We start from the raw sequence: 12902 nt of genomic DNA, 5'->3' as shown, positions 1-12902 counted from the left end.
GCGTCGTCGCGATTCAACCGAGCACGCTCGAGGTTTTCATGTCAGAGAATTCACAGGTTTCACCGGGACGCAGCAAGAGCCCGCTGCGCTACATCGTGATGGCGATCGTCGCCGGCGTGATCGCGTGCACCGGCTATTTTGCGTTCGGCGGACAACAACGTGTTCCGGACGCCACGTTCACGCTGTTGTCGGGCCAGAAAATATCGACATCGACGGATCTCAAGGGCAAGGTCTACCTGATCAACTTCTGGGCGACCGACTGTGAAACCTGCATGAAAGAGATGCCGGCCATGGTCAACACGTACAACCGCTTCAAGGGCCGGGGACTGGAATTCGTCGCGGTCGCGATGAAATACGACGCGCCGATGTACGTGACCAACTACGCACAGACGCGCAACCTGCCGTTCAAGGTCGCCATGGACGACGGCAGCGCCGCGAAGCAGTTCGGCAATGTCCAACTGACGCCGACGACGTTTGTCGTGGATAAGGACGGCAAGATCCTGAAGCGTTATGTCGGTGAGCCGACGTTCGAAGAACTCGATGCGCTTCTGGACAAGGCACTGAACGCAGCTTGAAGGCGGTTCGGGCTTGACGTTGTGAGAAGTGAAAACGCCCGCTGACTGGTCAGCGGGCGTTTTGTCTTTGGGAGGCGTGCGATGACGATCAAGAATCCTCTACCGCTCCCCTTCGCCCTTCACCGCCAGCCCATACCGCTTGATCTTCTCGTAGAGCGTGGCCTTGCCGAGCTGCAGCCGGTCAGCCGCCGCAGCGACCACGCCACCGCACTGCTCCAGCGCCTCCCCGATCACCGCGCGCTCGAAATGCTCCGTGCGCTCTTTGAGCGACTGCGTGGCGGCTTCGAGCGGCACGCCGGTTTCATCGATAATGCCCAGCACCATCCGGTCCGCCGCGTTACGCAGTTCACGCACATTACCCGGCCAGTCGCGCTGCATCAGTTCAGCGCGCTGGCGATCGCTGAGCAACGGTGCGGGGCGCTCGTAGCGCACGGCGGCATCGAGTAAAAAGTGTTCGAACAGCGGCACCACGTCTTCACGGCGTTCAGCGAGCGGCGGCAGCGTGATCGTCACCACGTTCAGCCGGTACATCAGGTCGCGCCGGAACGTACCCGCCGCGACGTGCTCCGCCATATCGCCCTTCACGGCCGCGATCACTCGGCAATTCGCGCGAATCGGCTGGTTCGAACCAAGCCGCTCCAGCACGCCGTCCTGCAACACGCGCAGCAGTTTGACTTGCAGCGCGAGCGGCATGCTTTCAATTTCATCGAGGAACAGCGTGCCGCCCGACGCATGTTCGAGCTTGCCGATACGCCGTTTCTGCGCGCCGGTGAACGCACCGGCCTCGTAGCCGAACATCTCCGACTCGAACATCTGCTCGGGCAGCGCGCCGCAATTCACCGCGATAAACGGTTTGTCGCGACGTGGCGACAAGTCGTGCAGGCTGCGCGCGATCAATTCCTTGCCGGCCCCGGTATCGCCGTTGATCAGCACGGAGGCATCGGTCGGCGCGACGTTCGCAATCAGCTTGCGCACCTGTTCGATAGCCGGGCTGCGTCCGATGATTCTCGGCGCCACGCTGCTCTGGCCGGCAAGTTCACGCCGAAGAGCGCGGTTTTCCAGCACGAGCTTGCGGCGCTCCAGCGCACGGCGCACCGCTTCTATCAACCGCTCTGACGCGAATGGCTTTTCGATGAAATCGTAGGCGCCGTCGCGCATCGCCTGGACGGCCATCGAGATGTCGCCGTGGCCTGTCACAAGGATGACCGGTACTTCGGGCGCTCGTTCGTGGCACTGCGCCAGAAGGTCGAGCCCGCTCGCGCCCGGAAGGCGGATATCGCTCACGATCACGCCGGGGAAACTCGCATCGATCAGGCGCGATGCGCCCTCCACACTGCCGAATGCAGTGACGTCGAAACCGGCGAGCTGGAGGCTTTGCACGCTTGCGCGGCGTACCAGTTCATCGTCTTCGATGAAGATCACCTGAAGGCCTGTGGTCATCGGTTTTTACTCCTGCTGGGTGTTCCTGCTGGGTGTTGCTCTTTTCGGCGCGAAAGGACGTATTTTCTCAGCATGTGGCCCGTGCCGACTCACCTCTCGTCACGCGCGCCTCAGCGTAATCACGAATTCTGCCCCGTGCGAACGGTCCGCGTCCGCCTGCGTGCCGCCCTCCGGTCCATCCACTTCCATCTGCGGGACCAGATTACGCGCCACCAGGGTGCCGCCGTAGTCCCGCGCTATGGCAGACGAGATCGCCAGTCCCAATCCCAAGCCGTGTCCCATCTCCTTCGTCGTGAAAAAAGGCTCGAAAAGACGCGGCAAGACATCAGGCGGAATGCCCGGCCCATTGTCTCGCACCACGATGTCGACGGTCGATTGGTGCATCACCAACTCAATCTCGATGCGCGGGGCATCGCACGCGGCCACCGCGTCCAGCGCGTTGCCAATCAGGTTGATCAGGATCTGCTCGAGCCGCAGATCCTCGCAGCCCACATACAGCGGTGGACCGGCATCAGCGCGTTGTTCGGCATCGAAGGCAAGCGCCACGTTCTTCATCCGTGGCTGCAGCATCGCGAGCACGTTGCGCAATGCGCGGCCAACATCAGTGCGCGCGCTTTTCGGACGCGCCTTCGACACAAATAATTTCAACTGATTCGTGATCTTCCCCATCCGCTCCGTGAGCGCGGCAATCGCCTCCAGATTCTCATTGGCCGCCACATGATCGCCGCGCTCGATCAGCACGCGCGTGTTGTCGGAGAAACTGCGCAACGCCGCGAGCGGCTGGTTCAGCTCATGCGTGATGCCCGCCGCCATCTGACCGAGCGCCGCCAGTTTGCTCGCCTGGATCAGTTCGTGGTGCGCGGCGCGCAGGTCCTGTTCGGCCCGCGTGCGCTCACCGACCTCCTTGGTCAACAACGCGTTCGTCTCCGATAAATCCGCCGTCCGCTCCGCTACGCGCTCGTTCAACTCGGCATACGCGGTCTGCAACAGCGCGCGGCTGCGGATCATTTCGCGCACGCGCGCACGCCGCATGCGCCAGTAGAACGCGAGCAAACACAGCGACACAAACACCAGCGCCGTCACAATGGTCGCGCTCCACGCCGCATCGACCGCCGGATCGAGCGATGCCATCGTCATCAGGTGCCAGTCCGGTTCGCCCAGCGCGCGCTGCGTGGCGAGAAAGCTCGGCGCATCGCGCCCGCCCCCCACCCGCACAATCTGCGCGCCGCCCGCAAGCGTGCGCACGATGGTGATCGGCAACGCAGTGATGGGATGCTGGGCGTACTGCCGCGCGGAATACACCGACGCCTCGATGTCCTTCGGCAACGGCCGCAGCGTGTGATATTTCCACGCCGGCACCGACGACAGGAAGATCACGCCGTGATCGTCGGTGACAAGCAGCGGCTCGGAGGCATCGGCGCCTTGCAGCCACTCCAGGTTCAGCTTGACCACCGCCACGCCGATGATGTCGCGCGTGCCCTCTTTGAAAACCGGCTGCGAGATGAAATAGCCCGGCTCGCGCGAGATCGTGCCGAGCCCGAAAAAGCGGCCGGTGCCGCCTTTGACGGCATCGACGAAATATGGCCGGAACAAATATTCGGCGCCGACGAAACTATCCGGGCTGTTCCAGTTGCTCGCCGCCACGCAGCGGCCGTTCGACTGGATGATGTACGTCGCTGTCGCGCGCGCGTGCGTGTTCAGGTCCTCGAGATAACGGTCCGCGCGCGCAGTGAAGCGCGGGTTTGGATCGGCGAGAACTTCCTGCACGAACGGATGGCGCGCGAGCAGATAAGGAAGATATTCGTAACGGTCGAGCGTACTTTTCAGCTCGGCCGTCGTGCGGTCGACGCGCGCCGCAGCGTTTTGACGCAATGCGTCGAGGCCACGTTGCCACGCGATGCTCCAGGTGAGCGCGCACACGCCGCCAAGCGCGGCGAGAAGGAGCAGGAAAACCAGCAAACGACGCGTCACGTGAACGGGTTCCAGACGATGCAATCCCGCGATTGTGGCACGCGCTGCTTCGAACGACGCCTTCGTCGACGCCTTCGTCGATGCCTGCGTCGATGCCTGCGTCGATACCTCCGTAAACGGACGCGGCGAAGCATCCGCCACAGAATGCTTCGCCGCTTTCATTGCCGTGTGTTCCTTTCTGCGATCAACTAATCGCTGCTTGATGGATCACAAACCGTCAGGACACGGTTTCGGCTTCGGTATCCACCGCGCCGTGCTTGAGCTGATCGCGCAGTTTGTTACGATCGAGTTCCTTTTCCCACGCCGACACCACGACCGTCGCCACGCCGTTACCGACAATATTCGTCAGCGCGCGGCACTCGCTCATGAAGCGGTCGATGCCAAGAATCAGCACCATGCCCGACAGCGGAATGGTCGGCACGACAGCGAGCGTTGCGGCCAGCGTGATGAAGCCTGCGCCGGTCACGCCGCTTGCGCCCTTCGACGTCAGCATGGTCACGGCGAGCAGCGTCAGTTGCTGCGTCCACGTCAGGTCCGTGTTGGTGGCCTGCGCGATGAACAGGACGGCCATCGTCATGTAGATGTTGGTGCCGTCAAGGTTGAACGAATAACCGGTCGGCACCACGAGGCCCACCACCGAGCGCGAGCAGCCGAGCTTTTCGAGCTTGAGCATCAGTTGCGGCAGCGCGGCTTCCGACGAGCTCGTGCCCAGCACGATCAGCATTTCTTCCTTGATGTACGCAACGAACCGCAGGATGTTGAACCCCACCATCCGCGCGATGATCCCGAGCACGACCACAACGAACACGATGGACGTCAGATAGAACGTGCCGATCAGCTTGAGCATGGGCACGAGCGAGCCGATGCCGTACTTGCCGATGGTGAACGCCATTGCGCCGAACGCGCCGATCGGTGCCAGCTTCGTGATGATGCGCACGATGCCGAACAGGATATGCGACAGCCCTTCGATAAACCCGGTCACCACGCGGCCCTTCTCACCCGCAGTAGCGAGCACCGCGCCGAACAGCAGCGCGACCAGCAGGATCTGCAGGATTTCGCCTTGTGCGAACGCCGACGAGATCGTGTCCGGGATGATGTGCAGCAGGAAGTCGGTGGTCGTCTGGCCGTGCGCCTTGGCGGCGTATGAAGCGACTGCCTTGGCGTCGAGCGTAGCCGGATCGATGTTGAAGCCCACGCCCGGTTTCAAGATGTGCGTAGCGGCGAGGCCGAGCACGAGCGCGAACGTCGAGACGATTTCGAAGTAGAGCAGCGCCTTGCCGCCCACGCGCCCGACTTTCTTCATGTCTTCCATGCCGGCAATCCCGGTCACGACCGTACAGAAGATGATCGGGCCGATCACCATCTTGATGAGCTTGATGAACCCATCGCCGAGCGGCTTCATCTCGGTGGCGAGCGCGGGATAAAAATGCCCGAGCGCAATGCCAAGGGCAATAGCCACAAGCACCTGCACGTACAGGACTTTATAAAAGGGTTTCTTCACAGTGGTTCCGGGCATGGTCGGCGTAGAGCAAATGGGGTGAGACAAAAACGCGCCGGCGCTTGGCTGCGGCGATGCGCGTCTGGCGTCGGCAAAATCAGGTCAAGCTGGATGGGATGGGTTGCATCGAATCGTCTCCCTGTATTTTTTTCGGCCTGTTTGGCCTGCCTTTCTTATTGCAAGGTCGATGCCAGTTTTTGACACTTGTGAAGCATTGATTCTTAAGGGTTTTTTGTTGCTTCACCGCAGCATAAATCCGCGTTTCCAGAATTCGCGATGAACGGTGTCCGACCATCCGGACGGTATTCGGGTAATCCCTAAGACGCTTTATCTACGGGCTTTCCCGAGGTTTTTGGCTCTTTTGAATCGCGTTGGGGAGCGTGACGGATTCCGGGCAAACAGACAGGCCCAGAAACGAAAAAACCCACGTTTTCCGTGGGTTTTTCTTAATCGCCAGCTCGGCGCCAGAAGAGTTACATCGCGCCGACCAGACCCGCGTCGTGCGCCTGCTGATCCGCGTGGTAGCTCGAACGAACCATTGCCCCCACAGCGGCGTGGGTGAAGCCCATCTTGTACGCTTCTTCCTCATACATCTTGAAGGTATCCGGATGCACGTACGAACGCACCGGAAGATGATGTTCGGAGGGCTGCAGATACTGGCCGATCGTCAGCATATCGACGTTATGTGCGCGCAGGTCGCGCATCACCTGGAGAATCTCTTCTTCCGTTTCGCCCAGGCCCACCATCAGGCCGGACTTGGTCGCCACTTCCGGATGCAGCGCCTTGAAGTCCTTCAGGAGCTTCAGCGAGTGCGCGTAGTCCGAACCCGGGCGCGCTTCCTTGTACAAACGCGGCACCGTTTCAAGATTGTGGTTCATCACATCCGGCGGCGCGGCAGTCAGGATGCCGATTGCGCGATCCAGACGGCCGCGGAAATCCGGCGTCAGGATTTCGATGCGCGTCATCGGCGAATGCTCACGCACTTGCCGGATACATTCCACGAAGTGCGCCGCGCCACCGTCACGCAAGTCGTCGCGGTCAACGCTCGTGATCACCACGTACTTCAGCTTCAATGCACCGATAGTACGTGCAAGGTTCAGCGGTTCGTCAGCATCGAGCGGATCGGGGCGGCCATGGCCCACGTCGCAGAACGGGCAACGGCGCGTGCATTTGTCGCCCATGATCATGAAGGTCGCGGTGCCCTTGCCGAAACATTCGCCGATATTCGGGCAGCTCGCCTCTTCACAAACCGTGTGGAGGTTGTGCTCGCGCAGGATCTGTTTGATCTCGGTGAAACGCGAGCTTCCCGTTGCGGCCTTTACGCGGATCCATTCCGGCTTCTTCAGCTTTTCGATCGGGATGATCTTGATCGGGATGCGTGCCGTTTTCGCTTGCGCTTTTTGTTTGGCGGTGGCGTCGTAGGGTGCGGCAGCAGGGTTCGATGCAGCAGCACCGCCAGCCAGGTTTCCGGTTACGTCAGTCATTCGATCGGTCCATTCAGACGGCCACGCCGTTCTGCGGTTGGGCGGCGGTCGCGCGATGGCCGCCGATATGGTGAGTGAGGTTTTCAGCCAGCGTTTGAGCCACGTCGTTCCAGTCTGCTGCCACGCCGAGCGTTGCCATGTCGACGGTCTCGAGTCCTGCGTAGCCGCACGGGTTGATCGCGAGGAACGGTTGCAGGTCCATTTTCACGTTGAGGCTCACACCGTGATAACTGCAGCCGTTGCGAATCTTCAGCCCGAGCGCCGCGATCTTCGCGCCCGCGTGGGCAAGCTGCGGCGGCGTTGGCGCCACGTAGATGCCAGGCGCGCGCTCCTTGCGTTCCGTGGCGAGATTATACGATGCGAGCGTTTCGATCACGCCAGCCTCGATTCTCTGCACGAGTTCGCGCACCATCAGCTTGCGGCGGCGCAGGTCGAGCAGCAGGTACGCGACAACTTGTCCGGGCCCGTGATAGGTGATCTGGCCGCCGCGATCGACTTTGACGAGCGGAATGTCGCTATCGGGATTAAGCAGATGTGCCGGATCGCCCGCGAGGCCTAGCGTGAAAACGGCCGGATGTTCGACGAGCCAGATTTCATCGACGGTGTCGGGTGTGCGCGCTTCCGTGAAGGCGCGCATGGCGTCGAAGCTGCTGGAGTAGGGCTCCAGGCCGCGCCAGTGGATGTTGACCGGCTGCGTCAGCGCGCCGCTTGCAGGGCGCACTCGCTCGGTTTCGGCGACGGGGGAAGTTATTACCGGCGTGGCGGACATGATCTCGTCAGTTTACCGAAATCCCGCCGCCCTCGCCGAGGAGCGTTTTGGCCGGCACTCGGGCGGGTTCTGCCAATCGCCAACGTCGGGCAACATTCGTCCCAAATTAGCCGCTGGCAGAACCCCTTTATGACCCCGGTGCGAATGAACTCAAACCGTCCGCCATCCCGACCGGAACCGCCCGGCAAGTTTCTCGAACCCGCGCGCCAGCCACCCAATCGCACGCTGATCCGGCCGTGGCGCCAGCGTAAATACGACCTGCGCCGTGCGTCCCTTTTCCGTGCTGAGCCACAGCCGCTCACGCGAGCGCAGTTTCAACGAATCGCCGGGAACGAGCCAATAGTCTTCGGTGTCGTTGCTACGCGTCGCCCAGACGGGCGCACCTTGAACGACCAGCTTGACGCTGTGGCCAATTCTCATCGGCACGGTTTCGCCATCGCCAATTTCAAACGTGATGCTTGTAGATATTTCTCGCATGACAGCCTCCGCCAAAAATCGTCTTGATGGCTACAAGGTTAGGCTCAGCATGGCTTTAAGCAAAACGAGCAATTTTCTTGGGTTTGTGAGATAAATTCACATACGCAACTCGAGTGAACGCCCGTGGACCTTCGACAACTTCCCGCCCTCAACGCGCTGCGCGCCTTCGAAGCCGCCGCGCGCCATGAAAGCTTTTCGCGCGCCGCGGATGAACTCTTCGTCACCCACGGCGCCGTCAGCCACCAGATCCGCGCGCTGGAAGCCGATCTCGGCATCACGCTGTTCGCTCGCGACGGCAAACGCGTGCGGCTGTCGGACATCGGCCGCCAGTACGCCACCGAGGTTCGCGCCACGCTGGTCGCGCTTGCCGACGCCACGCAACGGGTACGAGCCGGCGACCGGCATCGGCGGCTGGTTGTATCGATGCTGTCGTCGTTTTCGGCGCGCTGGGTGACGCCGCGCATAGGCGGGTTTATCGAGGAGCATCCGGAAATCAATCTGGAACTGCTCTCGACCAACACGCTGACCGATTTCACGCGTGACGACGTGGACGTCGCCATCCGTTTCAGCAGCTTGGGCAAATATGCCGGACTGCACTCAGAGGAAATGCTCGACGAAGTGTTTTTCCCCGCGTGTTCGCCGAATTTCCGTGGCGGTCAACTGCCGCGCACGCCCGCCGACATGGCCGACGCGCCACTGCTGCGCTCGCACGACGAGCTCTGGAAACCGTGGTTCGACGCCGCCGGGCTCGTGGACTTTCAAGAGCCGAAGCGCGGGGTTTTATACGAGGATTCGTCGAATTTGCTGCAGGCGGCCATTCAAGGCCAGGGAATTGCGCTCGTGCGGCGATCGCTTGCCATGCACGAAATCGTGGCGGGCCGGCTCGTGCGGCTGTTCAATGTCGACGGACCGAGCCCGTGGAACTACTACTTCGTGTGCCCGCCCGCGCTGCTTGGGACGCAGCGCGTGCAAGACTTTCGCACCTGGCTCTTCGATGAAATCGCGCGCTTCAAGCAGCTCTACGAGTGCACGCCGGCTGCATGCGATGCCCCCGCGCAGCCGCTTGCAGCGCCCGAACTCAGGCTTAAAGCACCACTTTGACCATCGGGTGGCCAGTCAGCGCGCGATAGATATCGTCCAGATGCGCGCGGCTTTGAGCGCGCACAGTCACCGTCAAACCAGTGTATTTACCGCCCGACGACGGGCGCGTTTCAATCCGCTCGATGTCGAATTGGTCGTCAAATTCGCGGATCACAGTGACGACGGCATCGCGGAATTCCGGATGCGTCGCGCCCATGACCTTGATTGGAAAATCGCAGGGGAAATCGAACAGGGCGTCGATATCGGGTGAGCTCATGGTGTCCTCCATCACGAGACGCCCGGTCCGCCCGGGCGTCATACAGCAGGCATAGATGGAGCCGGATCATGCAATTCCAACCACCGCCCTGCCTTGCCGTTTACTTGCGCTTTTGCCACATCATCAGCAGCGAGTCCCACGTCCGGCCGACAAATCCGGCTTGCGGTACGTCCTGCAGCGCGACCAGCGGGAACTGCGCGACTTCCTTGCCGTCGGCCACCATCTTCACGGTGCCGATCTGCTGACCCTTCTTGATCGGCGCGACGATGGTGTCGTTATGCGTGACCGTAGGCTTTACCTTGTCGCCCATGCCCTTCGGCACCGTGATGTATTGATCCGTCTCCACGCCCGCCTTCACCAGATTTTCCGTGCCCTTGTACACCCGCGGCGACTCGATCACCTGACCGGCCTTGTAAAGGCGCACCGCGTCATAGGCCGTGTAGCCGTAGTTCAGCATCTTCAGGCTGTCCTGAACCCGGTTGTGCTCTTTCGGCTCGCCCATCATGACGGCGACGAGACGCCGGCTGGCGTCAGGCACGCCATCCAGCGGACGCTTCGCCGTAGCGATCAGGCAATAACCGGCTGCCTTGGTGTGGCCGGTCTTCAGGCCGTCGACGGTGGAGTCGATCCACAGCAAGCGGTTGCGGTTCGGCTGCTTGATCTTGTTATAGGTGAAATCCTTCACCGAGAAGATCGCGTAGTACTCGGGAAAATCGCGAATCAGGCGCGCGGACAACACGGCCAGATCGCCCGCCGTGGTGTAGTGCTGCGGGTCGGGCATGCCGTTCACATCGGCGAAATGGGTATTCTTCATACCGATCTGTTTCGACGCAGCGTTCATCAGCGCGACGAAATTCGACTCGCTGCCGCCCACCAGTTCGGCCAGCGCGATAGCTGCGTCGTTACCCGACTGGATGATCATGCCGTACACAAGATCGTGCACGGTAACCGGCTTGTTCGCCTCGATGAACATGCGCGACTCGTCCGTGCCCACGCGGCGCACGGCCTCGCTCGGCATGACCGTCTGGTCCATGTTGATCTTCTTCGACTTGAGCGCGTCAAAGACGAGATAAGCGGTCATCAGCTTGGTCAGCGACGCCGGCTCCGAACGTTCGTCCGGGTTGCCGGAAGCGAGCACCTGGTTGCTGGTTGCATCGACGAGAACCCACGAGCGCGCCGTGACATCGGGCGGCGGCACTTGCGCAAACGCGCTCGCCGCGACAAGCGTCGCAGGCAAAACGATAGCGGCAGTGACCGCGCGGTGAATGGAAGAAGGAGCGACGAAGGACAAGCCGGAAGGGGAAAAGCGCATAGGTTCGGATCGGCAGAAAAAACATCGGCGAATCAGGCGTTCCCGAGGAGAAACACGCGACTCGCGGGTTGTACAGGCGGAGGGTCAGTCCAGTAGAGCGCTTTGTTTTCAACGCCGCACGCGACGCCGGGACAGCGGATTCATTGGACCCGTTGTCTGGACCGTTCGGGTTGTATCGGTTTTCGTTTGACCGCTTTTGAATCGCGTTTGAACTACCCTGAATGGCGGCCAGGTTTAAAACACGACGTGAAGCACGCAACACAGCAAAACCCAAGACAAACCCGACGCAGCCCGGTCGAATCCTTGATCCGCCGGCGCAGCATAAAACGCTCGCTGGACTGACCTCCGCGCGCTTCGATACTCGAGCGGCGCATGGGCAATACGCACCCGGTTATACAGACGCCGGATACGTGCCGCATGCGCTACGGCGAGCGCTAAACCGACAGGCGGTCGCGCAAAAGTCTGCGCCATTATACGCGCGCGTCCAACGGCTTTTGCCGCGAAAGTGGCGTGATGTGCCGGGGATTCGTGAATGCGGGGATAAAACCGGCCGCGGCGCAAAGCCTTTGAAAGCCTCGCCCCGCGCGTTGATTCAACAGAAGGTTTGTATCGGTGAAGCGCGGCGTCGAGCCAAACTCAACGCCATGCGTCGACGATAATCTTCTTCAGCACATGCAGCTTCCGATGAAAGAAATGCTCGCCGCCCGGGATCACCACGACGGGCAATTCCTGCGGCCGCGCCCACTCGTAGACCGAGGTTATGGGCACGGTGTCGTCAACTTCGCCATGGATCACAAGCGTGTTGTCCGGCACCTCGGCCACCTGCCAGTTACTTGCCGCCGTCCCCACGAACACCATGCGTTCGATGACCTCGCCCGACTCGCGCAACTGCTTCGCCACATGCGACATCACGAAGGTGCCGAACGAGAAACCGGCGAGCACCAGCGGCACATCGGCCTGCCCCGGTTGCGCGCGCATATGGGCGACCACGGCAAGCAGGTCGTCGCGCTCACCGGTGCCGTTATCGTGCTCGCCCTGCGTTTCACCCACGCCCCTGAAATTCGAGCGATACGTGATGTACCCAAGCTGCACGAGCGTGCGTGCGAGGGTTTGCGCAACCTTGTTGTCCATCGTGCCGCCGTACAGCGGATGCGGGTGCGCGACCAGCGCAATGCCTCTTGTCGCGGCGCCTTCGCCGGGGCGATCCAGCGCGACTTCGATCTTGCCCACCGGCCCGTCGATCAGGAACCTGTCGGTCTGTGCGTTCATCGCGTGAGCCCTCAGACCACCGGCTGATCGATAAGCAAACGCTCGACGATCTTGCCGTTCACCAGGTGCGAATCGACTATTTCATCGATATCCGCTTCATCCACATACGTGTACCAGGTGCCTTCGGGGTACACGACGATCACCGGTCCCTGTTCGCAGCGCTCGAGGCAGCCGGCCTTGTTGATGCGCACCTTGCCGTCGCCGGCGAGTCCGAGTTGTTTGACGCGCTTCTTCGCGTGCTCCTGCATGGCTTGCGCATTGCAATTCGCGCAGCTCGGGCGCCCGGCGTCGGGGTCGCGCTGGTTGAGACAGAAGAACACGTGATATTTGTAGAACGGGTCCATGGGCTTGGCCGAAAGAGGGTGATGTCGTAGGATTTTTAGTCGATCTCGACCGATTATAGCGAGCGGCGCTTTTCACCGTCGTCACGCGGCCGGGCAAGAAATGCGCGCTCCGCAGTCGATGCCAGCCAGCCAAGTGCGGCATACGGCCACACCCAGGCAAGCCACTGCGAAAGACCGTTGAAATGCACATAACGCCCCTGGCGCCAGTCGGCGAGGACGATATCGAAATAGGGATTCACCGGCAGCATGTTCACCAGCACGAGCGCAACGACGAGCGCTATGCCAGCGAGCGTTGCGCGCCACGGCCGCGAGCGTCGCAGGGACAACAAACCCGCCAGCGTGCCGCACGCGATGCCGGCAACAGCGCCGCCGGTGGCCCAGTCGAACGTGAGCCCCGAGCGCGATT

General features: G+C 61.5%; 12 protein-coding genes and 1 pseudogene. 2 read left to right on the top strand and 11 right to left on the bottom strand.

From position 1 onward, the window contains the following. Nucleotides 1–38 precede the first annotated feature (38 nt). Nucleotides 39–575, top strand: a complete 537-nt coding sequence (locus tag EOS_RS28545; protein ID WP_047895549.1) for a TlpA disulfide reductase family protein — start codon at nucleotides 39–41, stop codon at nucleotides 573–575. 99 nt (nucleotides 576–674) lie between these two features. Here EOS_RS28545 and EOS_RS28540 read toward each other — a convergent pair whose 3' ends face one another. The 6 genes from EOS_RS28540 to EOS_RS28515 all read right to left on the bottom strand — a co-directional run bounded on the left by EOS_RS28540 (nucleotide 675) and on the right by EOS_RS28515 (nucleotide 8214). Next, complete coding sequence (locus EOS_RS28540) at nucleotides 675–2015, bottom strand: sigma-54-dependent transcriptional regulator (protein WP_047895548.1); 1341 nt, start codon at nucleotides 2013–2015, stop codon at nucleotides 675–677. A 99-nt stretch (nucleotides 2016–2114) separates the two neighbouring features. After that, on the bottom strand, nucleotides 2115–4148 hold the full coding sequence (locus EOS_RS28535; RefSeq protein ID WP_082163550.1) for a sensor histidine kinase: 2034 nt from the start codon (nucleotides 4146–4148) through the stop codon (nucleotides 2115–2117). Between the two features lie 55 nt (nucleotides 4149–4203). Further along, nucleotides 4204–5487: a dicarboxylate/amino acid:cation symporter gene (locus tag EOS_RS28530; RefSeq protein ID WP_047895547.1), complete on the bottom strand. Its 1284-nt coding sequence runs from the start codon at nucleotides 5485–5487 to the stop codon at nucleotides 4204–4206. A 470-nt stretch (nucleotides 5488–5957) separates the two neighbouring features. Further along, complete coding sequence (gene lipA, locus EOS_RS28525; protein ID WP_047895546.1) at nucleotides 5958–6968, bottom strand: lipoyl synthase; 1011 nt, start codon at nucleotides 6966–6968, stop codon at nucleotides 5958–5960. Between the two features lie 13 nt (nucleotides 6969–6981). Further along, complete coding sequence (gene lipB, locus EOS_RS28520; RefSeq protein WP_047895545.1) at nucleotides 6982–7737, bottom strand: lipoyl(octanoyl) transferase LipB; 756 nt, start codon at nucleotides 7735–7737, stop codon at nucleotides 6982–6984. A gap of 150 nt (nucleotides 7738–7887) precedes the next feature. Then, nucleotides 7888–8214 (bottom strand): DUF2917 domain-containing protein, encoded by a 327-nt coding sequence (locus tag EOS_RS28515; protein WP_047895544.1) that lies wholly within the window; start codon nucleotides 8212–8214, stop codon nucleotides 7888–7890. 123 nt (nucleotides 8215–8337) lie between these two features. On the opposite strand from EOS_RS28515, the gene EOS_RS28510 reads away from it, so the two are divergent. Then, nucleotides 8338–9315 (top strand): transcriptional regulator GcvA, encoded by a 978-nt coding sequence (locus EOS_RS28510; RefSeq protein ID WP_047895543.1) that lies wholly within the window; start codon nucleotides 8338–8340, stop codon nucleotides 9313–9315. Here the strand turns inward: EOS_RS28510 and EOS_RS28505 are convergent. From EOS_RS28505 to EOS_RS28485, 5 genes and pseudogenes are all read right to left on the bottom strand, one after another. After that, complete coding sequence (locus EOS_RS28505; RefSeq protein ID WP_047895688.1) at nucleotides 9299–9571, bottom strand: DUF493 family protein; 273 nt, start codon at nucleotides 9569–9571, stop codon at nucleotides 9299–9301. The genes EOS_RS28510 and EOS_RS28505 overlap by 17 nt on opposite strands. Before the next feature lie 100 nt (nucleotides 9572–9671). Continuing rightward, complete coding sequence (locus EOS_RS28500; RefSeq protein ID WP_047895542.1) at nucleotides 9672–10883, bottom strand: D-alanyl-D-alanine carboxypeptidase family protein; 1212 nt, start codon at nucleotides 10881–10883, stop codon at nucleotides 9672–9674. A gap of 636 nt (nucleotides 10884–11519) precedes the next feature. Further along, on the bottom strand, nucleotides 11520–12152 hold the full coding sequence (locus EOS_RS28495; RefSeq protein WP_047895541.1) for an alpha/beta hydrolase: 633 nt from the start codon (nucleotides 12150–12152) through the stop codon (nucleotides 11520–11522). An 11-nt stretch (nucleotides 12153–12163) separates the two neighbouring features. Continuing rightward, nucleotides 12164–12496 (bottom strand): (2Fe-2S) ferredoxin domain-containing protein, encoded by a 333-nt coding sequence (locus EOS_RS28490; RefSeq protein ID WP_047895540.1) that lies wholly within the window; start codon nucleotides 12494–12496, stop codon nucleotides 12164–12166. A 53-nt stretch (nucleotides 12497–12549) separates the two neighbouring features. Beyond that, nucleotides 12550–12902, bottom strand: a pseudogene (locus EOS_RS28485) (VanZ family protein); the annotation flags it as partial.

Origin of the sequence: Caballeronia mineralivorans PML1(12) (assembly GCF_001028175.1) — a bacterium.
GTDB lineage: Bacteria > Pseudomonadota > Gammaproteobacteria > Burkholderiales > Burkholderiaceae > Caballeronia > Caballeronia mineralivorans.
The sequence above is the reverse complement of the archived record's forward strand: the minus strand, read 5'-3'. Positions and strand labels throughout refer to the sequence as shown.